23 protein-coding genes and 1 pseudogene are annotated in these 26,196 nt (G+C 61.4%); 9 read left to right on the top strand and 15 right to left on the bottom strand.

Annotation, left to right across the window (positions count from 1 at the left end):
* Positions 1-7: 7 nt before the first annotated feature.
* The 4 genes from H281_RS0117575 to H281_RS0117560 all read right to left on the bottom strand — a co-directional run bounded on the left by H281_RS0117575 (position 8) and on the right by H281_RS0117560 (position 3,345).
* Positions 8-280 (bottom strand): DUF3072 domain-containing protein, encoded by a 273-nt coding sequence (locus H281_RS0117575; protein WP_084690132.1) that lies wholly within the window; start codon positions 278-280, stop codon positions 8-10.
* Between the two features lie 190 nt (positions 281-470).
* Complete coding sequence (locus tag H281_RS0117570) at positions 471-1,334, bottom strand: anti-sigma factor family protein (protein WP_020068454.1); 864 nt, start codon at positions 1,332-1,334, stop codon at positions 471-473.
* A 143-nt stretch (positions 1,335-1,477) separates the two neighbouring features.
* A complete protein-coding gene (locus H281_RS0117565) occupies positions 1,478-2,557 on the bottom strand; it encodes a catalase family peroxidase (protein WP_123282685.1) in 1,080 nt (359 codons plus the stop codon).
* Between the two features lie 272 nt (positions 2,558-2,829).
* Complete coding sequence (locus tag H281_RS0117560; RefSeq protein WP_020068452.1) at positions 2,830-3,345, bottom strand: DUF3455 domain-containing protein; 516 nt, start codon at positions 3,343-3,345, stop codon at positions 2,830-2,832.
* A gap of 573 nt (positions 3,346-3,918) precedes the next feature.
* On the opposite strand from H281_RS0117560, the gene H281_RS0117555 reads away from it, so the two are divergent.
* Positions 3,919-5,382, top strand: coding sequence for a catalase (locus H281_RS0117555; RefSeq protein WP_020068451.1), 1,464 nt, complete (start codon positions 3,919-3,921; stop codon positions 5,380-5,382).
* A gap of 92 nt (positions 5,383-5,474) precedes the next feature.
* On the opposite strand, the gene H281_RS0117550 is transcribed toward H281_RS0117555, so the two are convergent.
* Both H281_RS0117550 and H281_RS34725 read right to left on the bottom strand, forming a co-directional pair.
* Positions 5,475-5,849, bottom strand: coding sequence for a response regulator transcription factor (locus tag H281_RS0117550; protein WP_020068450.1), 375 nt, complete (start codon positions 5,847-5,849; stop codon positions 5,475-5,477).
* Between the two features lie 22 nt (positions 5,850-5,871).
* On the bottom strand, positions 5,872-7,377 hold the full coding sequence (locus tag H281_RS34725) for an ATP-binding protein (protein WP_020068449.1): 1,506 nt from the start codon (positions 7,375-7,377) through the stop codon (positions 5,872-5,874).
* Between the two features lie 490 nt (positions 7,378-7,867).
* Here H281_RS34725 and H281_RS0117540 point away from each other — a divergent pair, with 490 nt between their 5' ends.
* From H281_RS0117540 to H281_RS0117525, 4 genes and pseudogenes are all read left to right on the top strand, one after another.
* The gene (locus H281_RS0117540) at positions 7,868-8,167 is read left to right on the top strand and encodes a hypothetical protein (RefSeq protein ID WP_164701904.1); all 300 of its coding nucleotides are present in this window, start codon (positions 7,868-7,870) and stop codon (positions 8,165-8,167) included.
* Between the two features lie 84 nt (positions 8,168-8,251).
* Positions 8,252-8,633, top strand: a pseudogene (locus H281_RS0117535) (hypothetical protein); the annotation flags it as partial.
* Positions 8,634-8,819: 186 nt separating this feature from the next.
* Positions 8,820-10,217, top strand: coding sequence for a cytochrome ubiquinol oxidase subunit I (locus tag H281_RS0117530; protein ID WP_020068447.1), 1,398 nt, complete (start codon positions 8,820-8,822; stop codon positions 10,215-10,217).
* A 24-nt stretch (positions 10,218-10,241) separates the two neighbouring features.
* Positions 10,242-11,231 (top strand): cytochrome d ubiquinol oxidase subunit II, encoded by a 990-nt coding sequence (locus tag H281_RS0117525; protein ID WP_020068446.1) that lies wholly within the window; start codon positions 10,242-10,244, stop codon positions 11,229-11,231.
* A 75-nt stretch (positions 11,232-11,306) separates the two neighbouring features.
* Here the strand turns inward: H281_RS0117525 and H281_RS0117520 are convergent, their stop codons facing one another.
* The 7 genes from H281_RS0117520 to poxB form a co-directional block, all read right to left on the bottom strand.
* On the bottom strand, positions 11,307-11,720 hold the full coding sequence (locus tag H281_RS0117520; RefSeq protein ID WP_020068445.1) for a DUF3331 domain-containing protein: 414 nt from the start codon (positions 11,718-11,720) through the stop codon (positions 11,307-11,309).
* A 24-nt stretch (positions 11,721-11,744) separates the two neighbouring features.
* Positions 11,745-12,002 carry a hypothetical protein gene (locus H281_RS0117515; protein ID WP_020068444.1) on the bottom strand — a complete coding sequence of 86 codons (258 nt, stop codon included), beginning with the start codon at positions 12,000-12,002 and terminating at the stop codon, positions 11,745-11,747.
* On the bottom strand, positions 11,989-12,939 hold the full coding sequence (locus tag H281_RS0117510) for a helix-turn-helix domain-containing protein (RefSeq protein WP_027804703.1): 951 nt from the start codon (positions 12,937-12,939) through the stop codon (positions 11,989-11,991). Before H281_RS0117510 ends, H281_RS0117515 begins: the two co-directional genes overlap by 14 nt.
* A 345-nt stretch (positions 12,940-13,284) precedes the next feature.
* Complete coding sequence (locus H281_RS0117505) at positions 13,285-13,977, bottom strand: response regulator transcription factor (RefSeq protein ID WP_020068442.1); 693 nt, start codon at positions 13,975-13,977, stop codon at positions 13,285-13,287.
* Positions 13,967-16,171, bottom strand: a complete 2,205-nt coding sequence (locus tag H281_RS0117500) for a PAS domain-containing sensor histidine kinase (protein WP_123282684.1) — start codon at positions 16,169-16,171, stop codon at positions 13,967-13,969. The genes H281_RS0117505 and H281_RS0117500 overlap by 11 nt, the downstream gene beginning before the upstream one ends.
* A 332-nt stretch (positions 16,172-16,503) precedes the next feature.
* Positions 16,504-16,941, bottom strand: a complete 438-nt coding sequence (locus H281_RS0117495; protein ID WP_020068440.1) for a PRC-barrel domain-containing protein — start codon at positions 16,939-16,941, stop codon at positions 16,504-16,506.
* Positions 16,942-17,361: 420 nt separating this feature from the next.
* Positions 17,362-19,083, bottom strand: coding sequence for a ubiquinone-dependent pyruvate dehydrogenase (gene poxB / locus H281_RS0117490; RefSeq protein ID WP_020068439.1), 1,722 nt, complete (start codon positions 19,081-19,083; stop codon positions 17,362-17,364).
* A gap of 359 nt (positions 19,084-19,442) precedes the next feature.
* Between poxB and H281_RS0117485 the strand changes: the two genes are divergently transcribed.
* Positions 19,443-20,411, top strand: coding sequence for a LysR family transcriptional regulator (locus H281_RS0117485; protein WP_020068438.1), 969 nt, complete (start codon positions 19,443-19,445; stop codon positions 20,409-20,411).
* A gap of 116 nt (positions 20,412-20,527) precedes the next feature.
* Here the strand turns inward: H281_RS0117485 and H281_RS34720 are convergent, their stop codons facing one another.
* Complete coding sequence (locus H281_RS34720) at positions 20,528-21,841, bottom strand: chloride channel protein (RefSeq protein ID WP_123282683.1); 1,314 nt, start codon at positions 21,839-21,841, stop codon at positions 20,528-20,530.
* A gap of 155 nt (positions 21,842-21,996) precedes the next feature.
* Positions 21,997-22,929 (bottom strand): LysR family transcriptional regulator, encoded by a 933-nt coding sequence (locus H281_RS0117475; RefSeq protein ID WP_020068436.1) that lies wholly within the window; start codon positions 22,927-22,929, stop codon positions 21,997-21,999.
* A gap of 118 nt (positions 22,930-23,047) precedes the next feature.
* Between H281_RS0117475 and H281_RS0117470 the strand changes: the two genes are divergently transcribed.
* From H281_RS0117470 to H281_RS0117460, 3 genes are read left to right on the top strand one after another with little or no spacing between them, the layout of a single operon-like run.
* Complete coding sequence (locus H281_RS0117470; protein ID WP_020068435.1) at positions 23,048-23,701, top strand: DsbA family oxidoreductase; 654 nt, start codon at positions 23,048-23,050, stop codon at positions 23,699-23,701.
* Positions 23,698-24,846: an FAD binding domain-containing protein gene (locus tag H281_RS0117465; RefSeq protein WP_020068434.1), complete on the top strand. Its 1,149-nt coding sequence runs from the start codon at positions 23,698-23,700 to the stop codon at positions 24,844-24,846. Before H281_RS0117470 ends, H281_RS0117465 begins: the two co-directional genes overlap by 4 nt.
* A gap of 43 nt (positions 24,847-24,889) precedes the next feature.
* On the top strand, positions 24,890-26,104 hold the full coding sequence (locus tag H281_RS0117460; RefSeq protein ID WP_020068433.1) for an MFS transporter: 1,215 nt from the start codon (positions 24,890-24,892) through the stop codon (positions 26,102-26,104).
* Positions 26,105-26,196: the final 92 nt, after the last annotated feature.

Below are 26,196 nucleotides of genomic sequence, written 5' to 3'. Positions count from 1 at the left end.
TGCCCGATCAGGCCTTTCCGCGGCCGGTCTTGCCCTGAAGTTCGTCAATGCGTCGAGACGCTTCTGCCTTCGTCAGCGAGCCGTCGAACGGCTCTTTTGCTTCTTCGCACAGCGTCTTCAAGTACGAGGCTTGAGCGCCCGTCATCGGTTCTTCGCCCGTGACCCAGTCGTCCGGATCTTTCTCGGCATTGGACGTGGGATGCACCTTCGGATTGTCGTCGCCAGACCCGGCGTTCAACGTCGATTCATCTTCCGTTTGTGCGATTTTCTTTTCCGTCATATTGAATTGCTCCGTCATGTTGCGCGACGCCGACGTGGCCCGCCTGCAATCGCGACCGTCGCAACGGTCTCAAGACGTGAGCAATTCGCATGCCTTTTAGAGTGGTTGCAGCATTTTTGACGACGCGGCGCCGGTCGCGCGTCATGCCGCGACGGCTCCCCAAAACGCAGGCTGCGCGAACGCGGCAGCGTCAGCCGCGCGCCGCACGGTCAGCTGCGAATGCGGAAAATATTTCGTCGACGTTGGCGTTTGCGATCTGCCGAGCGATGGTCGGCAAGTCGCCCGAGTCAGGCGTGCCGATTAACGCATACGCAAGTTCGTTCTGCCGCCAGGACACAACGGTCATGCCGTCTACCTTCTTCTGCGCGATCGACTCGTCGGGCCGCGAATCCTTGATTACGCAAAGGGCGACCGGCACGCCGCGCTCGGGCAGGTACACAATCTGCACAAGCGGCTTGCCGTCATAACGCAAGCGCTCAACCGACTTGAACGCCAATCCTGCCGGCCGCAGATCCGGAACGCGCAAGCGAATGCCGTCGACGTTGCGGATTGCGTCGATCTTGTCGACCGCCGCCGTTCGATCCGGCGCGACACTCTCAACGGTCTCACGCGTGTACATCCGTTGATAATCCGCGGCGACGCTGACCCACGACCGCCTGTCGACGCTCGCAGTCGTCGCCGCGCCGTTGCTGAACGCGCCCGGCAGGCGCGCGTTCAATTGTTGTACGAGGCCCACGCAGAACGCTCCAGCAACGAAAGCCGCGGCAAGCCACAAAAGGCTTGGAGAGCGTCGTGCCGGCTGTCTCGCCGCGAAACCGGTTCTTTCTTGTGCGGCACTGGCCATTGCCTCGACGCGTCGCCGAAGTCCATCCGGCACCGGTGGCAGCTTCTGCCTCGCGAATGCCTCCCGATAAGGAAGCCGCGACGCACGCAGCAATTCCACGGTGCGTCTCAGATCGACCGATTCGGCCAGCGCCTGCTCGACCGATGCAGCATCGGCAGCGCTCAGTTCGCCGTCGGCATATGCGATCAGTAGGCTGTCGTCAAGCTTCATTGGACGGTACGCAAAGGGAGGAAATGAGGATTGAGCAGGCTCGGGCTCACGAAACTTACTTTTCCAAGCGGACGTCTATGATAACCGCAGCAGGAAGGACCATTGGTCTCGACCGTTTAGGCATAGATACCACTCATGCAAAATCAATGCGTGCCTGCGTGCGCAGCCGATTCTTCCTTCATGCGGCGGCCAAACGACTCTGCATACGTAGCCGAGCGCGCTGCAAGCAGCGGATCCGACGACGGCGCGATGCCGTTGGGCAGGATCGTCGGGTCGAAAATGATATCGCGGCACGGGCCGTCTATCTGCGCTTGCGCTCGATCGATCACGAGAGTGCCCACGTCGATCCGCATTCGATCCGGCGACTGCGCCCATTGCCGTGTGGAGTCGTCGGTCGTGTCACCCGGCAAAGCGACGTTCAGCATCAGGTGCCAGCGCAACGGACCGCTGCGCAGATGCTTCATCAGATCGTACGCGAGGAAGTCGGGATCGCGCAGACGGCCCGCATCCGCGGGGCGATATAGATTTTCCGGCACCACTTCCCAACGCACGAAGCGGTGCACGCCCTCTCCATTTACAGCCTGGAACGCGCTAATGCCGTAGTACGTCGCGTTGTCGTAGCCTGATGAGGGCGGATGCCGATCGAGATACCGGCCGAACGCGCGGGCCTCCGGATGGCTATCGAGAAACGCCTGCATCTTCGCAGGGTCAGCGCGGCCCGTCCCCGGATCGCGCGCATCCGCCTCAAGCTGCTCGAACAAAGCCTGAGGCGTGCGTACGGCGAATACAGGGACTGAATTCATCGCAAGACGCCATTCTTCGCCGTGCGGTAGCAGGACGCGCAGCGCGAAACTGCGCACCTGGGCGGCGCCATCGCTTTGCCCGGGATCGCTGCCAGGTATCGATAGCCGACCGACAACTGGATACTGGTCGTGCGCGAACACGCTCGCGCGCGACAGCTGTGTCCCTGCCCCGTCGCTCACGAAATGCCCCGTCACGCAAACGCCCTTCGCGTGGTTCCGCCGGAAACCGGGATGCGGCGTGGTTGTCGCCTGGAATGCATCGACGATGCGCGCCGGGCCGAGCCGCGGTGAAAACCATCCGGCGCACCAGACGAACAGCACAGCGAGCGTCGCCGGTATGGCGAGTACGGCGAACCAGCGCAATGCATACAGGACATGCCGGTGGCGGTGCCGCCACTCGCGCAAGCGATCATCGTTCATTGGCATCGGAGAGTGCCCGAAGCCGCGGCATCATGCCCGGTAGTGAAACGGGCAAACCCTCGACATCTGCTGTTGACATGATTGACTGGCGAAAAGCTGAGGCCCGCCGGACGGCGCGCGAACCGCAAACTGCGCGCTTATTGCCGGCAGACGAAAGTTCGCGGATTGTACAGCGTAGGCCAGACGTTCGCTCACAGGCGCAATGCACCTCGCGCCGTGTTCCCGTTACGCGGTACCGCACCATTAGCTACGTTGCAGAGCCTCGCCACGCGCTACTTATAGAACACATACTCGGCTAGATAAGGCGAGCTACCAGCCTCACCCGCCGCCGAACACGGCGCGGCAGGCGCCACGCCACCCACGGTCTTGACGCGCTGCACGTACCGCACCGTGGACAGCATTCCGCTCCCCGCCGTGCTATGCGTTTCCAGCAGGAGTTGCGGCACGCTCGCTTTCGTATCGCTCGGCAACTGTGCGATTGCATGCCCAACGATGCGGCTACCGTCGCTCGCTTGCCATGAAGGCCCCGCTGCGTGATTGACTACGGCGTGGCCACTGGTGTCGTATAGCGTCGCCAGCGGGCTTTTGAATACCCATTGCAGACGATGCTGCGCGTCGAACTCGCACGTGTACGTCTGCACTCCCGATGCAGTCAACGCCATGAGACGCTCGCCGGCTGGGGGATCGATGGAAGACGACGAACGGCTTGCAGGCGTCGACGCGCAGGCGGCCAGTGTCAGCACACCCACAAATGTCACGCCGCCCCATTGCAGAACTTTTCTGAACATGGATCTTCCTCGAACAAACGCCAGGACGCTCGCACCGCGGCAAATGCAAGGTGAATCCGGCTCACTCGCGCTGAACACTCGCAGAGCCGGATGCTCCGGTCAAATAAAGCGGAACGGTCGCTCCAACTTGCCGATCATGACCGTCCTTTCATAACAGTCGACGCAGCACGACTATTCCACAACACGCTGAAATTCCTCAAACGGACGATCTATAAACTTGTTGTCATGCAATGGAATAAAACTATCGCCTCAGGTGTCGCGCCGAGCAATACCGCTCGTCGGTGTCTCCCGGAAAATCGGATCGGACCTAACGAACATGTTGAAAGCGATTCATATTGGTATCCTTCAATACCGACCGTCTTGCACATGATTCATGCCTCGCCCCAAAAACAGCACGGGTGTGCACGCCGCGCTATCAGGCGAGCGCTAAGATTGCAGCCGTAGTACCCGCGCAGCGGACCTTTCGCGTGGGCTTGTCAAGCCGTTCGAACCGGCGGCAGCCGTTCCGCATAACGCCGCGGTACGTCATGGCCCCGCATTCAGGAGTTTTTCTTCCATCATTGGAGGTAGTAAGTGAAGAAGCTAACGACTGCTTTTGGCGCACCTGTTGTAGACAATCAGAATGTTCAAACAGCCGGGCCGCGCGGCCCCGCATTGCTTCAAGACGTGTGGTTCCTCGAAAAGCTCGCGCATTTCGACCGCGAAGTGATTCCCGAGCGGCGTATGCACGCCAAGGGGTCGGGCGCATATGGCACCTTCACTGTTACGCATGACATCACCAGATATACACGCGCGAAGATCTTCTCGCAGATCGGCAAGAAGACCGACCTGTTCGCGCGTTTTTCAACGGTTGCCGGCGAGCGCGGTGCCGCCGACGCCGAACGCGATATTCGCGGCTTTGCAGTGAAGTTCTATACCGACGAAGGCAACTGGGATCTGGTCGGCAACAACACGCCGGTCTTCTTCTTGCGCGATCCGCTCAAGTTCCCAGACCTGAATCACGCGATCAAACGCGATCCGCGTTCGGGCCTGCGCAGCGCCGAAAGCAATTGGGACTTCTGGACGCAATTGCCCGAAGCGCTGCATCAGATCACGATCGTGATGAGCGATCGCGGCATTCCCAAGTCTTTCCGACATATGCACGGCTTCGGCAGCCACACGTTCAGCTTCATTAACGCGGACAAGGAACGCTTCTGGGTCAAGTTTCATCTGTACACACAACAGGGCATCCAGAACCTGACCGACGCCGAAGCGACCGCCCTTGTGGGCGTGGATCGGGAAAGCTCGCATCGCGACCTGTACGAAGCAATAGAGCGCAATGAACACCCGAAGTGGACAATGTTCGTGCAGGTCATGCCCGAGCAGGACGCCGCAAAGACGTCATTCAACCCGTTCGATCTCACCAAGGTCTGGTCGAAAAAAGAGTATCCGCTGATCGAAGTGGGCGTGATGGAATTGAACCGCAATGCGGACAATCATTTCGCCGAAGTCGAACAGTCCGCGTTCAACCCCGCGAACGTCGTTCCGGGCATCAGCTTTTCTCCCGACAAGATGCTGCAAGGCCGCCTGTTCTCGTACGGCGACGCGCAGCGCTATCGGCTCGGCGTGAATCACAGCCTGATTCCTGTCAATGCGCCGAGGTGTCCGACACACAGCTACCATCGCGATGGATCGATGCGCGTGGACAACAACATGGGTGGCACGACGCCGTACAACCCGAATACGCGTGGCGAATGGCTCGATCAGCCCGATTTCAGCGAGCCGCCGCTTTCGCTCGAAGGAGCTGCGGATCACTGGAACCATCGGGTCGACGAAGACTACTTCTCGCAGCCAGGTGCGCTTTTCCGTCTGATGTCGCCGGAGCAGAAGCAGGCGCTCTTCGACAACACTGCACGCGCAATGGCGGGCGTGTCAGACCCGATTCAAAAGCTGCACATCGAGCACTGCACGAAAGCCGATCCGGCATACGGTCAGGGAGTCGCGGCGGCTATCGAGTCGGCAAGCAGAGCCAGTCCGACGCCTAATCGCGGGTTGTGACGTAACGTCACGGTAAACTAGCAGTCGGCAAACCGGTTGATATGCGATCGCTGCGAGCCTTTACGAAAAGCTCGCAGCGATCGATGATGGAATCAAGCCTCGTCATTCTTCCGCGCAATGGCAAGCTCGATCGAATCGAGCAGCACTTCCTCAGCGAAAGGCTTTCGAAGAAATCCCACCGCACCGTCGCGCATGGCCCGTTCGACCGTCTGCCCGTCGCCATGCGCCGACATGAATACCACGGGTATTGAGCGGTGGTCCGCATTCAATCGACGTTGGACTTCCAGTCCCGGCATGCCGCGCATCCTGACGTCCAGCAATACGCAAAGTGCATCGTCAATCAGCGGCGACGCGAGAAACTCCTCGCCGGAAGAGAAAGCCAACGTGCTGTAACCCACGGCTTTAAGAAGATTGCCGACGCCGCTCCGTATGGAGGCGTCATCGTCAACGATGCACACAAAACTCATAGCTGCCACCACTCCAATGCCGTTACCAGGAGGCCACGGCTTCAACCACAGTCAGACCGCGTCGTGCGACCACACCCAAACCGCGCTCGGGCACGGTTTCCGATTTCGCAAGAAACGCCGCCTTGCGCGACAACGCCTCGTTCGCCTCTCGGGATGCGTACAGCTTGCGCAGCGCGTATTCCCGGGTACTTTCGAGCAAAAAATATTCCTTCGTGTTGCTGCCGCCAGTGGTACTCACGAAGCTCTTCGACGCGAGGCCGACGATCGCTTCCGTGACCTCGTTGCACGACAGTTGACCGAAGGCGGCGACAGCGCATGCCGCTTCCAGAGAAAAACGCGCTGGAAATACACCAAGCCGTTGCAACACGAGTTTCTCGAAGTCACTCAGCAATTCATGACCCCAATCGAGCGATGCCTCCAGGGTCTGCTGACGGCGCGGCGCGGTACGGCGCCCACCAGTCAGAAAGTGGAACCGGTCGTCGAGTTCGAATATGAGCCTGCCGATGCCGAACACTGCTGCGCGCGCCGCCGCCAGTTCGATAGCGAGCGGTACGCCGTCGAGCCGACGGCAGATCGTAGCGATCATCTCGAGACTGCAACGGTCGCTGATTGCGGCGGCATTGAACGCGCTCAATTGCGCAAGGAAGAGCTTCACCGAACTGCATGCGAGGATGGCATGCAGCCCCGCGCCCACTGCGGGCGTCTCCATTGGATCGACCCAGTGCGTAATTTCGCCCCTCGTTCGGAGCGGCTCGCGACTGGTCGCAAGAAGCCGCACATCGGCGCTTGCCTGCACCAGTACGTCACAAACGGTCGCTGCTGACTCAATGACATGCTCGCAGTTATCAAGCAGAACGAGCAGCTTGCGGCCCTGGACGGCCGCAGCCAGATCTTTCAGCTCAGGAGCGTCGCCATTGCCGGCTTCTATACCCAACGCTTCTGCCACCCTGCTGACGATGCTCTGCGCCCTTGCGACCGATGCCAAAGGCACGAAACACACTTCCATCCCGGCCGCATCCGCGATTGACCGCGCGACTGCGATACCCAGTTGGGTCTTGCCGATGCCGCCCGGGCCCACCAGCGTGACGATAGGCCCCGTAGTGAGCGCCCGCGCGAGTTCCGCGGTCGCGCTGTCGCGGCCAATCAAAGGCCCGTGCATCGCCGGCAAACTGTTGAGACGACCGGCCTCAACGCGAGGCGTCGGCGCAGACGCGGGTACTTCCACAGATTCGTCTGTCTCGACCGCGAGGGTCAGGCGATAACCTCTTCCGGGAATCGTGCGGATAGCCTGCCTGTCTTCGCCGAAAATCTTGCGCAAGGCGGACAGTTGCACATGGATGTTATTTTCTCCAACCACCGACTTCGACCACACGTGCTCGAAGATCTCGTCTTTCGTAACGGTTGCGCCGCGGGCCCGGATCAGCAGTTCGAGAATGCCGAACGCGCGCGCTCCCAGCGGTACCAAGTCTGCACCGAGATAGACCTCGCGCATTTCCAGCGACACTGTTATTCGACCGATTTTGATCATGCGGGATTCACGTCTGGTTGATTAGCGGGACGGCGAAGCCATAGCTTTCATAGCTTTCGCAACCTTGCCCACGAGGCCGTGACGAGGCCAGCGCCGGTTAAGTCATGGTAATGGGAGGCGTCAGCCGAAACCACTATCCATAGGGATACGGCAGTCACCGCTTCGGCAGGCTGCCGCATCCTTCCCGCTGCCCGACTGCGCGCCACGGGCTCTTTCACGTGGCTCGTCATGGTTTACGCGCGCTTACTCACACCTTCGTATGAGACCGTCATGCTTGCGGATGCTCGACGCGAGTCGTGGCCGCGCGAAACAGAAAGCCGGCGCCACGCATCGGCCGCCCACGTGCAAATAAACAATTGGCCGTGCAGGAACGAAAGCCCGCATGTGCGACGGTCGACATACTGGCCACCATCATCCGACTTGCTGCTCTGGCCACACGGCCTGTTGCGGCTTCCTTTTGGGGAGAAACGACATGGCCGCGCGCAGAGCAATGCAATTTCGTCCCGGCTATCGCCTTGCAGCCGTTGCGGCGGGCCTTCTGATTTCGGCGTGGTGTGTCACGACTAGCCACTGCGCACCGGACTTGCGCAAAGCGCTCGAACAGACGGACCGCGACACCCGGCTGCCGCTCGAACGCATTGCGCTCGAAGCCGCCGGATCGGACACACCGCAGCGAGCGTCGGTGATGCAGGCGCACTCCCCTTTTGCAACATCGGGATCGTTGGCCGCTTCGAGCCGCCTGCCAGTCGCGTGCGACGCAGGCAAGCGGGAGACTGGCGTGCGAATCTGAAACGGACGGGCGTTTGCACAATTGCCGCGTCAGGCGGCGTGCCATGCTGCGCCCATGCCCTCTACAAAATGGCGGGAACTGGTGATGGCAAAGAAGAAGCAGATCCGTATCTACAGCGAACCCGCCGGCGGCTGGGGTGCGCTCAAAGCAACCGGCGAGGCTTTGGCATTACAGGGCGTCGCGATATCGGGCGCGAAGACGTTGCTGCGAATGAATCAGCCCGAAGGCTTCGACTGCCCCGGCTGCGCGTGGCCCGATCCCAAGCACACATCGTCGTTCGAGTTCTGTGAAAACGGCGCGAAAGCAGTGGCGTGGGAAGCCACCGTCAATCGCTGCACACCGGCGTTCTTCGCAGCGCATAGCGTTTCGGAGCTGAGCGCCTGGGACGAACATGTGCCACGAAGCAACGAGCGTCGGGTTGCCTCAGTCGATCGGCGTCGGCAAGGGTCCTGTGCTGCTCGACGAAGATCCGGCACACCACCTTCCCGACTCGCTTATCCGGAGGCGAACCCTCTCGTTCCACTGTACGCATTCGACCCGCAAAGCCATACGCCGTCCTACAAGTCCGTGCCGGTGAAGATCTCGCGCGCCGCGGCCGTTGGCGCCGACTCTTCCCACCATGCGGCCGTTCTCGATACTGCGAGGGTTCATCATGCATCTGAGTGACGTGCTCGATCTGTCGCGTGCGCAGTTCGCGATGACAGCTATCTTTCACATCCTGTGGCCGATTCTCACCATCAGCCTATCCGCATTTCTGGTCCTGATCGAGGCACTGTGGCTGCGCACCGGCAAATTCTCGTATTACCGCCAGGCGCGCTTCTGGAGCAAGCTGCTGGTGCTCAACTTTGCGGTCGGCGTGGTCAGCGGCATTCCGATGGAGTTTCAGTTCGGCACGAACTGGGCGGGCTTTTCGCGCTATAGCGGACAGTTCTTCGGCAACATTCTCGGCTTCGAGGGCGCGATGGCCTTCATGCTCGAAGCGGGCTTCATCGGCGTGATGGTGCTCGGATGGGGACGCGTGCCGCGCGGCGTGCATCTGTTCGCTACCTCGATGGTCGCGCTCGGTTCGAGTATCTCGGCGTTCTGGATCATGGTTGCCAATTCGTGGATGCAGACACCCGCGGGCGTAACGGTCGAGAACGGCAAGATCATCGTCACCGACTATGCCGCCGCGATCTTCAATCCGGATATGGTTTGGGGCGTCACCCACATGTGGGTCGCGGCGATAGAAACCGGCATGTTCGTGATCGCGGGCATTTCCGCATGGAATCTGTTCAAGCGCCGCCATCCGGAATTCTTCGCGCAATCGTTCAAGATCGCATTGCTCGTGCTCGTATTCGCAGCGCCAATCCAGATCTGGCTAGGCGATTCGAGTGGCGGCAGCGTGTTCAAGACTCAACCGGCCAAGGGCGCGGCAATCGAAGGACATTGGGTCACCAATGCGCCCGGCACCGGCGCGTCGTGGTCGCTGCTCGCGTGGCCGAACAAGGCGGCGCAGCGCAATGACTGGTCGATTGAAATTCCGGGCATGTTGAGCATTCTCGGCACCCATTCGCTGCACGGCCAGGTGAAGGGGCTCAAGGACTTCGCGCCCGACGACCAGCCGCCGATGCTTCCGCTGCTTTACTACGCGTTCCGTGTGATGGCCGGCATCGGTTTCCTCTTCATGGTGCTGGCATTCTGGACCGCATACGTTCTGCGCAAGACGCGCGGCAATCTCGAACAGTTGCTCGCGCGACGCAAACTGCTGCTTGCATGGGTGCTCTGTATCCCGCTGCCTTACGTGGCCGTCGAGGCCGGCTGGATCGTGCGCGAAGTGGGACGCCAGCCTTGGGTCGTCTACGGTCTGCTGCGCACGAAAGATGCCGTTTCCACCGTGTCGGCTTCGTCGGTAACGTTGAGCATGGTTATGTTCTTCGCCTTCTACGTGGTTCTGCTGCTGACTTTCTTCGTACTGGCGCGCAACTGGCTGCGAACCGGCCCCGACCTCAGCGTGAATCCGCAGTCCGCCACGCTGGCGGAGCGCGACACGGCAGTCACCGAGTACTAAACCACTTCATTACGAGGCCCTCCAATGGACAGCACGACTCACACGATGCTCGCGATCACATGGTTCGGCGTGATCGGTCTCATGCTCGTGTTCTATGTCATCGCCGACGGCTTCGACCTCGGCATTGGAATACTCAGCCTGCTGCGTAAGCGGCGCGAAGATCACGATGTGATGGTGCAGACAATCGGCTCTGTGTGGGACGCCAACGAGACCTGGCTCGTCGTGCTGGGCGGCGCACTTTTTGGCGCTTTTCCCGAGGCCTATGCGCTGCTTCTGCAAGATCTCTATTTGCCCATCATGCTGCTGATCGCGGGCCTGATCATGCGCGGCGCGGCAATTGAATTCAGGCACAGCGTGAGCCACGGTCCGCTCTGGGACAAGGTATTCGGAGTCGGCAGCCTCGTTGCCGCTATCGCGCAGGGCATCGTGCTTGGCAAAGTCATTACGGGTCTCACGCCCGGCGGTTTGAGCGACGTGTTCGTCGTGGTGTCGGCAGTCGGCGTGGTGGCCGGCTATTCGTTGCTCGGCTCGACCTATCTGGTCAACAAGACGGTCGGCACGATCGAACAATGGTCGCGCCGGCTTGCATTGCTCAGCGCGTTCGTCACTGTGGCAGCCGCCGTGATTCTGACCGTTGCTACGTGGTTCGTCAGCGACGTGGGGCACGTCCGCTGGAGTCAACCAGGCGTGTTCCACGTACTCGTCATGCTGGGGCTTGCCGCCGCCGTTGCCTTCGCGTTCATCGTGGCCGCGCTGTATCTGGGCAGTTCGCGCGGACCGTTCCGCGGCGCTGTCGTGCTGTTCGTACTGTCATTCGCCGGCCTCGCAATCAGCCTCTTTCCCGACTTCGTGCCGGGAAAGCTCGGCATCGTGGAAAGCGCCTCGGACACGTCGACGCTCGTATTCATGCTGATCGGGATTGGCTTTCTTTTCCCGGTGATGATTGGCTATAACCTCTACCAGTACTACATTTTCCGGGGCAAGGTCGTGACCGGATCACATGCGGGCGACTAGCGCAACGTGCTTCGCCTGATACCTCGCCGATGCGAGGAAACTGAGCCGGCTTCGCGCCGGCTTTGTTGCATGCGATCACGCCTCAAGGGCAGTGTTCAGGACGGTACACAGAATCATTGCGCCGGCATTGAGCGGCGCGGGCCGGCACGGACGCGGCTTGTAAATTGCATCGCCGCGCTTGATCGGCCGTCCGCTCATCGCACACACGCCGGCAACGCGTGCATGGCTCATGTGCCAGACCTGGTCGCCATAGGAGCAGTGTGTCGAGTCGCGCCACGCCAGCGTCGCGGTGGACGGCGAAGGCCGGTCGATCACGCGGACCTGGACCTCGCGATGGTGTCGCCGGACCGACGCGCGGCGATCCCACTGTGCGTTGTGCGTAAGAGCCGCCACGAACTCGTGGTCGTCCAAATCCGTGTCGCCCGACAGCGCGGACAGCAAGCCGAGTGTGCGCAGCCACGGGTCCGTGTAGTTCGCTTTGTCCAGCATGATGACACTCCTCTATCAGGTGAATCAGCCGATCATCGGGCACCGTTCGTCGTTCGATATCGCAGCGCCCGAACCCGCCAGCACGTCATTTAAAATCTTCATGTCGTTATGCGCGTACGCCCTATTTCCGCCGCTGCACGCAACCTCATTGCCGTCAGCGTCAAATGCCTCAAGAGCTTGTTGGTTGTGAGGCATCGCGAAGAAATGCATGGGCGTGCCTGACTGCCGCAAGAAGGCTTCACTGACTTCCAGAAACGCATGGATCTGCTTAGCGATCGACATTCTTTTTCATCCTCCAGCAATACGGGGTCTCTCCAACCAGCCGTTTGAATACGGTCGTAAAGTGAGCTTGCGAGCGGAAACCACAGCTGAGCGCCACGTCGAGAACGTTGTGGCGCGAGTTGAGAAGAAGCTGCTGTGCGTGCTCGATCCGCCGGCGCAACAAATATTCGTGAGGTCGCATGCCGGTCGCACGGCGGAATTGCGAGGCGAAATGCATGCGGGTGAGACCCGTGCTGTTGGCAATGTCGGCGAGTCCAATGGGCTCCGACAAATGGGCGTCGACGTATTCGATCGCGCGACTCAGCCGCCACGGCGGCAGTGCGCTTGCTTCCCGCGATTTGCGTTCCACCACAGTGAAGTGACGCGCAATGACACGGGAAACAATCGCGAGACTGACGCTGTCGGTAAAAAGCTTGCCGAGCGTTGCGTCGTCCGACTGCGATACGGCTAGCGCCTGCGCGAGGCGTTCAAGAGCGGGATCGCGCACCAGCTTCGGATCGTCGATGCGTAGTTCGCCTTTGTGCGGACGGCCGAACGTGTCCTCGAAACACTCGCTCAGAACCTGCTGGGAGACGAATAGATGCAGCACGTCGGCGGCAGAGTCGAACACCGCGCCGCATGGCACGTCGGGAGCGGTAATCTGAATGGCCCCAGCAGTGACGCGTCCGCGAACCAAGATTTGCCCCGCGTGAGAGAAAGTCAGCGACGTGCATTTCAGATTCATCGCAATACAATGATGCGCGGTATTGCCGTGATTGACTACCTCGATCCGCTCGCTGTCGTTACGTATCCACCGCGATACGACAATAGCGTTTTTCTGCGGCACGTTGTCGTCGCATTCATCGCCGGGACAGCGCCATTGACGCTCGCTGCCGATCGAACTCACCCTTCTTTTATGGATGACATCCACGGCGGACAAAGACATCGAACTGGTCATGATCGGTCATCCAGAATAAGTGATGTGATAGTGCGAATTGGAATGAATGCTGCAGTGACGACAAGGTAACGCACCGCAAATACGCCCACTAGCCCTACATAAGGTTGAGTCAGATGACCAATGGTTCGGTCGACTCATCTGCAGGTTTAATTGCGCAACGGGCGTGCGGGCGCGGCCCTGGGCCGTGCGTCGCGTGCACCGGGGTTCTGGCGTGTCAGGAAAGAAAGCATTGCCGCGCTTTTTTCTAAAGCGAAGCGGATATATGACCTATACGCGCGTATAACGCGGATCGTCTTCGGGGCGAATCAGTGCTCCGTGACGAATAAAGTCGAAAGCGCTGCCTGTTCAGTTACGCGAGCCGCGCGCCGCCGGACTAGCGGTACTTTGCGGCGCTTTTACGCCGAGTGCTTCGGCCTTCAAGACGAACTCCGCAAGCGAACGTGCACCCATTTTGCGCATGGCTTGCCCGCGATGGATCTTCACAGTGATCTCGCTCAGGTTCATCTCGCCCGCTATTTGCTTGTTCATCAGCCCGGCCGCGACGAACGCCATCACTTCGCGCTCTCGCGCGGTCAGCGATTCATAAGAACGGCGCAGATCGTCGACGACCCGGTTGGCTTCGCGCCGCTCCTGATCGCGCGCGAGCGCGTGCGTGACCGCATCGAGCATGTCCTGGTCGCGAAACGGCTTCGCCAGGAAATCCATTGCGCCAGCCTTCATGGCTTTCACGGTCATTGCAATGTCGCCGTGCGCCGTCATGAAAACGATCGGCAAGCCCAGTTTGCTCGCCGCGATCTGCTCCTGGACCGCGAGTCCGCTTTGGCCTTTGAGGCGAACATCGAGAATCAGGCAACTGGGCACGTCGGGCATCTCGAAGGCAAGGAATTCCTGCGCGCTGGCGAAGGTTTGCACAGCTAGCCCCACCGAACGCAGCAACATGCTGACAGCGCCGCGCATCGACTCGTCGTCGTCCACGACGTAGACCATCGTTGCGGCGGCACCGTCGGGCTGATCCCGGCTCGTATTGCTACTGCTCATGACATCTCCCATCGTCGATCGGCAGGATGAACTGCAGCAGCGCGCCGCCTGTCGCCGGCGACTCCGCCCAGATACGGCCGCCGTGAGCCTCGACTATCGAGCGGCAAATCGACAGTCCCATGCCCATGCCTTCGGACTTCGTCGTAAAGAACGTGCTGAACATGCGGTCCGCATTGTCCTCGCTGATGCCTGTACCCGAATCCTGCACGCTCACGAGCGCATGGCCGGGGTCGAACATACCTGTGGCGATACGAAGCTTTCGCGGGCCGCTCACGTCGGCCATTGCCTGCACGCTGTTCATTAGCAGGTTGATCAACACCTGCTGCAATTCCACGCGGTCGCAACACGCTTCCGGTGACGGCTCGTCCAGGTCCCATTGCACTTCGACTGCATGCCACTCGAACTCGCGCCGCATCAATTCCGCGGATTCCGTGACGATGGCGTTCAGAGCGACCGGTGCAGGAACACTGTCGCGCTTTTTGGCCATTGCCCGGATTCGCTGGATGATTTCACCGGCACGTTTTGCGTCCCGGACAATCTGCGTGACGGATCGCGTGGCTTCGTCCAGTTCGGGCGTCGGTCTGTTCAGCCACCGCAACGCTGCGCCGCCGCATGCCACGACGGCCGCAATCGGCTGCGTGACTTCGTGTGCAATCGACGCCGCGAGTTCGCCGAGCATGGTGATCCGGGTCACGTGGGCAAGTTCGGCGCTCGAGCGCGCGAGTGCTTCCTGAGCGAGCGTGGTTTCGGTGATATCCATCAGTGCACCGACATATTCCGTGCCGCCGGATTGCGGCCTGGTCAAATGGGCAACGTAGTGCACATATTTGACGGAGCCGTCGGGCATTGCAAGGCGGTACTTGACATCGACTAGTGCCGCGCCGACTTTCGCCTGTTCAAAAGCGCCACGAACTGTCGCGACGTCGGCGGGATGAGTCCGTGCGAGGATCGCGTCGAAGGACGGGACGACCTCCCGGCTGTATTCGAAGATCCGGTAGGACTCGTCCGACCACCACATCGACGCGTCGGGAAAATGCGTGGCAATACTGCCTGTGCGACTCAAACGCTGGGTGTCGGCGAGGAATGCCTCGCTGCGCTCCAGTGCCTGCTCGGCCTGCTTGCGGTCCTCGATGTCGGTATTGACGCCATACCAGCGCAAGATCGCACCGGCTTCGTCGCGCAGCGGCTCCGCACCGAGGTGCATCCACCGATAGGCGCCGGTGCCGGTGCGGATCCGGGACACGTTCTCGAACGACGCTCCGGTTGCGATTGCCGAGCGCCAGGCGCGCTGCATCTGCGGCAAATCGGCCGGATGCACGATCGCCGACCAGACGTCCGCGCCGCTCCCGCCCTCTTCCAGCGTCACGCCCATGTCGGTCCAGCGCCGGTTGATGAACGTGAGCGTGCCGTCGCCGGATGAACTCCAGACCATGCCGGGAATCGCGTCGATGGTGGCGCGCAGCTCTTCCTGCTGACGCTGAACCCGAGCCTCCATTTCCTTGCGGCGGGTTATGTCGTTGTTCGTGGCGAGCACTGCACGAGGTGTGCCGGTCGCGTCGCGCCAGAGCGCCGCGCGGGTCGAAACGGCGACCACGCGGCCGTCGCGTCGAACGCGCTGAAGCTCGCCATGCCAGCGATTCGTACGCAGCAGTTCGTCCTTGATGTCTTCGGGCGAAACCGGAAAAGAGGTCTGTGTCAGTTGATGAATCGACTGGCCGAGCGCCTGTTGCGCAGTCCAGCCATACAAGGCTTCCGCGCCGTGGTTCCAGAACGTGATGCGGTCGTTCATGTCGTGAACGACGATCGCGTCATGAGCGAGGTTGAGCAGCTGGATCTGCTCCTGCAGCGTCGTTGCGGCGGCCTGGTTCCTCAGACTGAGGACCGACGTGGTGCCGATCGCGACCAGGCTCACGAGGCAGCGCGCGGCCGCACCGTTCAGATAGCCGCCTTCATGCGACATCACGAATCCGAGCAGCGTGAGCGCCACGCAGCCCCAGGTGGTCGCGACAGTGACCGCGCGATTGTTGGTCGACGCGACGAGCAGCACCACCACCACGTAAAGGACGGCGATGGCGATATCGAGCGGCGTGAGCGCGTCGATCAGGAACACGACCAGCGCTATGAGCGCGGCGAGCGCCATGGGGATGCTGGTGTCGCGGTTCGCGGCGAGTAGAACGCTTGGGTAAGTTTTCATGGCGGCGGATCAACGCGCTACCAGGCGAAAACCAGGCGTGACGAGGCTGACAACCATGGACATAGGACTTTTTGGAACGGGCGTTCGTGAACGAATACCGGCAGCCTGTCCGTCACCGGTCAGCCGGCGCGGCTGTCCGGGCACATGACACTCAGATCTACCGGAACCAATACCTTTCAAATCTGATGGCATCATGCGCGAGCCCGCGTCAAAGGTGCTACTTATTTTTCCTTAAACGTTGCACGACGAGTTGCCGTCGTAGAACCGCAAACCGCCGTGGAAGCCATATTCCACGGCGGTTTGCGGGCATCATGCCAAGGCGGGAGGACGCCTCAATGGTGGCCGAAGTCCTTGCGCGCGATCGGCACAGTACGGACCTTTGTGTACTGGAAGACAGGCATCGCCTTGACGGCGTCGCGGGTCGCGCCCGCCCACACCAGCTTACCGTTCACGTAGTCCAGTTGCGACATGGGAATCGCGACATCGTGCACCGACACGCCAAGGAACTGATGTGCCGCGACGATTGCGAACGACGCGGCGTTATCAGGCGCGATGATGATGTCGTGCAGCGCGCCCACTTTCTCGCCGTTGTCGTTGTAGATGCTCTTGCCCAGCAAACTCTTCTTGGCGCTCCAGCCTTCAATGATCAATTGAGCCTGCTCGACGCTGATGCCGATGGGTTGCGCGCCCGCCACCTGTGCGCTCGCGGATTGACACATAGCACCGAAGGTCGATGCCGCCACGAATACCAGTGCCCACTTGAGCTTCATATTGTTTCTCCAAAAGACCAACCGGTTGAAAATGCCCGCTCGCTGCCTACCCATTCGCACGCTCGCAGCCGCGTGACGGCTCGAATGCATTGCGCTGTCCCGGAGTTTGGCGTCATTTCGGCCGGCCTGTTTTCGAATTCGCACGGCGTCGGCTGCATAGTCGCTCAACCGCCCCTGCGGGCGCCCCTTCTCGCGATCAATCCACGCTTCGTGGCTGCAGCGTCACGGTGCAGGTCATGCCCATCGCAAGCTTGATATCCGCAGAAATCCGGTCGAGATGTACGCGGGCCATCTCACGCGTCTAGCTTGCGATAGACGGACCGCCGCGATTTGCGCAAATGCACTCTTTTTGTCTATGCGACGTTCAAGAGAAAGCGGCCGGTAGCGGCCGCTTTCATGTGACGCCTGTCACGGGTACGGCTAGCGCAGATTGGTCCGTGCCAGCTCGACGATCTCGTCGCCCCGGCCGTTCAGGATCGCGCGCATCATGTACAGACTGAAGCCCTTTGCCTGCGCGAGCTCGATTGTTGGCGGCATGGCGAGTTCGTGTTTAGATACGACGACGTCGACCAACGCCGGCCCAGGATGCGCAAACGCCTGCCGCAACGCGCCCGCTACGTCCTCCGATTCCTCGACGCGAATGCTGAAAATGCCGGCGCCCTTCGCGATCGCAGCGAAATCGGTCTTGCTCAGATCGACGTTCGTGTCGAGATAACCGCTCGCCTTGAGTTCCATCGAGACGAATCCAAGCAGGCTATTGTTGAACACCACGACCTTGATCGGCAGATCGAGCTGGCGGGCGGTGAGCAGATCGCCCAGCATCATCGACAAACCGCCGTCGCCCGAGAGCGAGACCACCTGCCGCCCAGGGTTCGCGCCTTGCGCGCCCAGCGCCTGCGGCATGGCGTTCGCCATGGACCCGTGGTTGAACGAGCCGTGCAGCTGGCGCTTGCCGTTCATGGTCAGGTAGCGGGCGGACCAGACGGTGGGCGTGCCGACGTCGGCTGTGAAGATGGCGTCGTCGCTCGCGGTCTCGTCGATCATCTTCGCCAGGTACTGTGGATGGATCGGGCGACCAGCGCCGGAAGGCGTCGCCAGATCGTCGAGACCCTTGCGTGCCGACGCATAGTGCTTGCGGGCGTTTTCCAGGAAGCCACGGTCCGCTTTGCGTTGCAGCCTGGGTAGCGTGGCGGCTACGGTTTCCTTCACGGTACCAACGAGTCCGAGTGCAAGCGGCGCCCGGTGTCCGAGTTGCGAGCCCTTCCAGTCGATCTGGATGACGTTCGCGTCAGCCGGATAGAACGGACGATAGGGAAAGTCGCAGCCCAGCAACAATAGCGTGTCGCACGACATCATCGCGTGATAGCCCGAACTGAAGCCGATCAGCCCCGTCATGCCGACATCGTACGGATTGTCGTATTCGATGAACTGCTTGCCGCGCAGCGCGTGGACCACCGGGGCGCCGAGCGTGTCGGCGAGTGCGACGACTTCGTCGTGCGCACCTTGCACGCCGCTTCCGCACATGATCGTCACCGCGTCGGAATCATTGAGCATTTGCGCTAGCCGGTCCAGATCCGCCTCGGCCGGGAGGATGCGCGCCGGTGCACTGTCGACCCACGCAGGTGTTTCCGCCGGCCCTTCGCTCAGCGCGACATCGCCGGGCAGGACGATGATGGCCACGCCGCGCTCTTCGATAGCGGTACGCATTGCACGCGCCAGCACACGCGGAAACTGGGACGCGGACGAGACCAGCTCGACGTAATGGCTGCATTCCTTGAACAATTCCTGCGGATGCGTCTCCTGAAAGTAGCCTGTGCCGATTTCCGTCGACGGAATGTGCGCCGCAATGGCGAGCACCGGCTGATGATTGCGATGGCAATCGAACAAACCGTTGATCAGGTGCAGATTGCCCGGCCCGCAACTGCCCGCGCATACGGCGAGACGCCCGGTCGAAGCCGCGTCCGCGCCGGCCGCGAAGGCGGCCGCTTCCTCGTGACGTGTGTGCATCCAGCGGATCGAGCCAATCTGGTCGAGGCTGTAGGCCAGCCCATTCAGACTGTCGCCGGTCACGCCCCAAATCCGCTCGACGCCTGCCGCGGCGAGACTGCCCGCAAGATATGAGGCGATCGTGTTGCTAGCCATGTTTGACTCCTTTCTCGCAAGATGAAGATCGACTGGGCGCCGAACTCGAACGCGTGTCCGGACCGACGCGAATGCGCCCCCGCATGCGGAGGCAAATGCTTTCAGACCTGTCCAACATTATGTGAGTTACGGCCAGATGTCCTGAAACGCATCTAAAAACTACTTAATTACCCGGACAGAATTGTGTCTGCCGCCCGGCGGCACGAGGCCCCACCTATACCTCCGGATTAGATGGCTGAATGCATTGATGATCCTGGCACCCGTTTGAGGTGATGGTGCGCGCCTCCTGCCAAACGTATTGTTCTCTCAACGGGCGACATTGAATGCCCGGCTCAATCTGATCGGGAGGCGAAGCGGTTATGGACAGAATCTTCAGCATGCGCGTGTTCTCGCGAGTCGCGGAGACCGGCAACTTCAGCGCAGTGGCAAAACACATGGACTGCAGCGCCGGCAACATTTCGCGCGCGGTGGTATCGCTCGAAGAACATCTGCACACGCGGCTCCTGCAAAGAACGACACGCAGCGTGTCGCTGACGGAATGCGGCGAACGCTACTACCACCGTTGCAAGAAGATTCTGGCGGATCTCGACGCGGCCGAGGCGGAAGCGAGCAATGCGCACACCCTGCCACGCGGCAGATTGCGCGTTCACGCCGTTCCGGATATCGGGCTGAAACAGCTGACGTCGACGATCGTCGAATATCGCGAGGCATTCCCGGCTGTCTCCGTGGACCTGAAACTGCTGCCGCGCATGGCCAATCTGATCGAAGACGATTTCGACGTGTCGATCGTATCGGCGTCGACGTTGCCGGACTCTCGCAATATCAGCAAGCTGATCGGCCAGTGCGAACGCATTCTCGTGGCCGCGCCCGAATATCTCGCGCGGCATCCCATCGCCGCAGAGAAAGACCTCGCGAATCACACGCTCATGCAAGTCAGCTCCTCATTCGACGCGCCGCCGGAGTGGTCAGCGGACACGGCCGGCAATGCAGTCGGCACGGAGCTGGCCGGGCATTTCATCGTCAACAATATGCAGGCGCTTCGGATCGCATTGCTCGAAGGCGCGGGCGTAGGCGCTGTGCCGACCTATTCGGTCGCGGACGACATCAAGGAAGGCAAGCTCGTTCAGCTCTTCCCCGATTACCCACTGGAAAACGTGAATGTGTTCGCTATTTATCCGTCGCGCCAGTACGTCGATGCGAAGGTCAAAACGTTCGTTGAATTTCTCACCACCTCGTTGCGACAGAAACTGGATGTGCAGGTTGCACGCTTGCAGTCAGGGCGGCCGGTACAGACCGTTAGCGGGCAAGAATACGCCGCGTTGCAGTAAGTCGGCGTGATGCCGACAACCTGCGCCTGAAGTATCGAAGCGGACGTATCGAAGCGGAGGTATCGAAGCGGACGTATCGAAGGCGAGGCGGAATCCAGACTTCAACAGGAAGCGGCCTACACGTTCGCGCGCTCTGCTTTCGCGGACAAGTCCGGGCGGCGCGCCGGGTCAAAGAACTGGCGAACGTAGCTCGACATGGCGACCGATCCGGCAACTGCGATCAATACTGGAATCATGAACTCGGGCGACGGCCGGGTGAACTCGAAGATCAATGCGATTGCCGTCAACGGAACGCGCATCGACGTCGCGAGAAACGCCGCCGCGCCGATCACAGCGAACGCGCCCAATGGCGCACCAGGCCACCACGCCGACCAGACACTGCCCAGCACGATGGCGAACAATGCGCCGTTGCACAAGCCGGGCGTCAGCAGTCCGCCTGCCGCGCCGGCGCGCAGACTCGTCCACGTTATCAGCACGCGAAGCACGAGCAGAACAGCGGCGAACTGCAGCGTGAGCGAGCCGTCGAACCCTACCTGCGCCGGTCCCTTGCCGTTACCCAGCAACAGCGGGAACTTGATGGCGAGCAACCCGATGCAGAGAAAGTTGACCGCGCACAGCAGCACCAGTCTGCTATCGCGCGGCGCGCGGGCGCGAGCATGGTCGGTGAGCTTCGTGAACTGCCAGGCCGCGAGGCCAATAAGCGGTCCCGCCAGCGCCGACCACACGATCAACGAAGCGGTGCACGCATAATGCGGCACGTCGTATTGAGGAAAGTCGCCGAGACCGGCTCGCGCAATGAGCCCCGCGATCGCTGAAGTGACGACAGCCGGCACAACGGCTCGCCAGCCGATAGTGAAAAGCAAGCCTTCCAGCACATAAACCGCACCCGCGACCGGCACGTTGTAGACGGCGGCCAGGCCCGCGCCGGCGCCACACGCGACCATGATTCTGGATTCGGCCACCGTGAGTCCGGCGAACGACGTCAATCTGCCCGCCAGCATCGCGCCGATTTCGCGAGGCGCGACTTCCCGCCCCAACGGCGAGCCCAGCGCGACGGTGACAATCTGCAGCAATGCGTGACAGACAGTCGCAAAAACGGGCATGCGCGGATCGTCGCTCCTCACCGCTCGCGCGATGCTCACCAACGGTTTGCACCAGCGATAGACCGCCCACCAGCCGACACCCGCGACCAGCCCGCAGAGCGCGAGCATTTCCACTCGCCGTGAGCGGCTCGCAGCCGTCACGCCCTGTTGAAAGCTCTCCTTGCTGAAGATCGTTTCGACGCTGTAGCCGTAGGCGACATGCTGAACCGTATGCAACAGCGCGGCGAGACCCAGCCCGGCCACGCCGCCGGCTATTCCGATCAGAACCACTACTGCGGCCCAGCGCAACGAATGCCCCATGGAGCGCGATTCAGGTAGTGGATGCATGTGGATGGTTCGAGATAAAGGATTCAGAAACCGGCGTGCGTGCCGGTTAAATAGAGGCCCATTCTACCGATGCGGTTGTGATGCAGCCTGTAGAAAACGCACTGAATCTTCGTATAGGAACGCCGGAAAAGTACCGTTGATTGCTGCGTCGGCGCTCAACCTTCCAGCGCCATCTGAAGCCGGGCTTCGAGAAACTGCACGAGCGCGCGCACCTTGCTCGAATGACGTCGATTCGGCAGGTACGCCGCATACACGATTGCGTCGCCCTGATGAGGGCTTGCATCGAAGTTTTCGAAGAGTCGCATCAAACGTCCCGCACGAATCTCGTCGCCGACGAGCCATTCCGGCAGCAAGGCCACGCCCCGTCCTGCAAGAACCGCTTCGTGAAGGATATCGAGGCTGTTGGATAGCAGATGCCCTCGCACCTCGACACGCTCTTCGACGCGCCCTTCAACCGACTCGCGCCGGAAGGCCCACACCTGCCGCGAACGATAGCCGCCGCCGTATGCAATCCGAAGGCACTCGTGCGAGGCGAGCGCGTCTGGAGTTGGCGGGGTGCCGCAACGGGCCAGGTAGTCGTGGCTCGCTACGACATAACGCGGGTTGTCCGTCAGTTTGCGCACGATCAGGTTGGCGTCGCGATCGGGCAGACCGATGCGAACCGCGACGTCGATCCGGTCGAGCGCGAGGTCGGAGAAGTGATCCGCAACGACGACGTCGAGAAACACGCGAGGATTGGCGCACAGGAACGCCGCGAGGTGCGGGGCAAGCCGCAACCGGCTGTAGGTGGACGGCACCGATATGCGCAGCGCCCCCACCGGCGAGGCGCCGCTGTCGAACACGCTCTCGTCCGCCTCGGCCAGATCGTCGAGCACCTTGCCCACCTGTTCCACATAAGCAATGCCGGCGTCAGTCAGGCTCACCTTGCGCGGCGTGCGAGTCAGTAAAGCAGTGCCTAACGAGGCTTCGAGCGAATCCATGAGGCGCGTGACCGACGAGGTCGCCACTCCAAGACGCTGTGCGGCCTTCGAAAAGCCGCCCGCATCGGCGACTTCGAGCAATGTGGTGAGAGCGAGGAGTTTGTCCATATTTGAGCCAATCGACGTTTCATTGCGCCCAGCGCAACGCGAGATTGCATTTTAGGCCCATTCCGCCACCATTGCGCAACGCCTATGCTGCATTCCTACACATCGTGAGAGGTGCAACATGCAAACCGTCGATATCGAGGTCAATTACGACTTCATTTGCCCGTGGTGCTGGATCGGTCAACGCAACTTTGCCGCCGCGCTCGCGGATTCGGGCCTGGCTCACGCGGTTTCGATCCGCTATGTGCCGTTCGAATTGAATCCGTCGATGCCGGTGGCAGGAATGGACCGGCGCGCCTATCGCAGCAGGAAGTTCGGTAGCTGGGCGCATTCGCAGGCAATGGACGCGCAGGTCGCGGCCGCTGGACTGACAGCCGGCGCGCACTTCGACTACAGCCGGGTGTTGCTGACACCGAACACGCGTCTCGCGCATCGTCTGATGCAGTTCGCCCAGGACCGCGACCAACCGAACACGACAGCGGCGCTCTACGAAGCCATCTACCGCGCCTATTTTTTCGAAGGACGCGACATCGGCTCGCTCGACACGCTTGCTGCAATTGCCGCCGCGCATACCTTCGACGAACAGGCGGTGCGCGCGTATCTGCTGTCGAACGCAGGCGAAGAGAAGATCGACGCTGCGCGCGCGCGGGCCGACAAACTCGGCATACAGGCAGTGCCGACCACCGTGATCGAGGGCGAAACTGTGAGCGGCGCACAGCCAGCTGTCGTCTTCGCGCATGCGCTGCGATCCGCGGCACTGAGGAGCGCAGCATGAGTTCCGCTTCCGGACTTCGCGCCGTGATCATTGGCGGTTCGCTCGGCGGCCTGCTGACGGCCGCAACGTTGCGCGCGGTGGGTTGGCACGTGGACGTGTTCGAGACGTCGCCGAATGAACTCGAGAGCCGCGGCGGCGGCGTCGTGCTGCAGCCCGACGTACTGCAGGCGCTCCACTTTGCCGGCGTCGAATTGCCCGATCCGCCCGGCGTCGCTTCGGGCGAGCGCATTTATCTCGACCGGCATGACGACATTGTCGAGAAGCTGCACATGCCGCAGATGCAGACGTCGTGGAGTCTGCTGTATCGCGCAATGAAGAACGCACTGCCGGCTGAACATCTGCATGCTGGAGAAGCCTTCGTCAACTATCGCGTGCAGGGCGAGCAAACCATCGCGCTCTTTGAAAGCGGCCGGCATGAAGAGGCGGATCTGCTGATCGGCGCCGACGGTATCCGCTCGACGGTGAGAGGCCGCCTGCTGCCTGAAGTGGTGCCCGCGTACGCAGGTTATGTCGCCTGGCGTGGACTCGTCCAGGAACGCGATCTGCCGGTTCACGCGGCCGACATGCTGCGTGAGCGCTTTTCGTTCCAGCATGGCGACGGCCATTCGGCGCTGTCGTACCTGATACCCGGCGACGATGATTCGACGGTGGCCGGAGAGCGTCGCTGGAACTGGGTCTGGTACCGCAAATACAGCCGCGCGCAACTAGACGCGCTGCTCATGGACCGTGACGGCGTGGCGCGGTCGTTCTCGTTGCCACCTGGCTCGACGAAGCGTGCGGACATCGCCCAGTTGCGGGACGACGCGAGGCTCATGATGGGCTCGACATTTCGCGCGCTGGTCGATGCGACCGACGAGCCGTTCATGCAGCCCATCGTCGATCTGCGCGCTCCGCAGATGGTCTTCGACCGCGCCCTGCTGCTCGGCGACGCCGCTTCGGTGCCGCGTCCGCATACTGCAGGCAGCACGGCAAAGGCCGCTTCCAATGCACACGCGCTGGCGCTCGCGCTGCGCTCGGCACAGCAAAGCGGCGACTCGATCGATTCGGCGCTCAAGCGTTGGGAGACCCAGCAATTAGAGCGCGGCAGGCGCATGACCGAGCTGGGCATATCGCTCGGCAACCGGCTGATGAACATCTCGCGCTGATTTTCCCTTTCCCTATTTCGTTACCCCAGTTCAAGGAGCTGTCATGTCAACCGAGGCATCTGTTGCCACTCCCGGCACGAGTACCGTCAAACTAACGCAATCGCTGATCGCGCTGTTCGCATTCTGCTGCGGCGCGATCGTCGCCAACCTCTATTACGCTCAGCCGATCACCGAGCTGATCGCCCCGGACATTCACATGTCCTCCAATACGGCGAGTCTGATCGTGTCGTTGACCCAGATCGGCTATGCGCTCGGCCTGTTCTTTCTCGTGCCGCTCGGGGATCTGCTCGAGAACCGCAAGCTGATAATTACGACCGCGCTCGTGTCCATCGCGAGTCTGGGTGCTGCGGCGTTCGCGCATCAGCCGGGCTGGTTCCTCGGTATCTCGCTGCTGGTCGGCTTCAGTTCCGTAGCCGTGCAGATCCTCATTCCGCTTGCCGCCCATCTTGCGCCCGACGAATCGCGCGGCAAGGTAGTCGGCACGATCATGAGCGGCTTGCTGCTCGGCATCCTGCTGTCGCGTCCGATCTCCAGCGTGATCGCCGGTCATTTTGGCTGGCGCGCGGTGTTCGGCTCCGCCGCCGTCCTCATGGCACTGGTGACGGGCGTGCTTGCACTGACCATTCCGCGCCGCCAGCCGGAACATAAGGCCACCTACTTCGAGTTGATCGGCTCGCTTGCGCATCTGCTGCGCACCATGCCCGTTCTGCGTCACCGTTCGTTGTACCAAGGGCTGATGTTTGCTTCGTTCAGCCTGTTCTGGACCGCCATTCCCGTCGAGTTGACGCGGCACTTCGGGCTGTCGCAAACGGCGATCGGCATCTTCGCGCTAGTCGGCGCAATCGGCGCGACGTCCGCACCGGTTGCAGGACGCCTTGCCGACGCCGGGCACACGGTCCGCGCCACGTTGATCGCACTCGTGGTCGGCGCGCTTGCCTATACACCGGCCTTGATCCATCCGGCGTGGGGCGTGTTCGGCCTCGTCGCGACGGGAATCATTCTGGACTTTGCCGTGCAGATGAACATGGTGCTGGGTCAACGCGAGATCTACGCGTTACACGCAGCGAGCAGGAACCGCCTGAACGCGCTGTATATGACGAGCATCTTCGTCGGCGGCGCTTCCGGTTCCGCACTCGCAAGCCCGCTGTATCAGCACGGCGGCTGGCCGCTGGTCGCGGCAGTGGCCACGGCCTTCCCGGTCGTCGCATTGATTCATTACCTCGTCATCGGACGGCCGCACGCCGCACGCAACGCATAAGCCGATCTTGCAGAGATGCGAGTTGCGGCCGGGCCGAGCGCACATGCCGACCGGCTTAACAAAAATTCAGCGCGATTTCAGGAATAAGCGCG

The sequence above is a fragment of the Paraburkholderia caledonica genome (assembly GCF_000383275.1).
GTDB lineage: Bacteria > Pseudomonadota > Gammaproteobacteria > Burkholderiales > Burkholderiaceae > Paraburkholderia > Paraburkholderia caledonica.
Note: the sequence above shows the minus strand (reverse complement) of the source record. Positions and strands in the feature narration are given on the sequence as shown.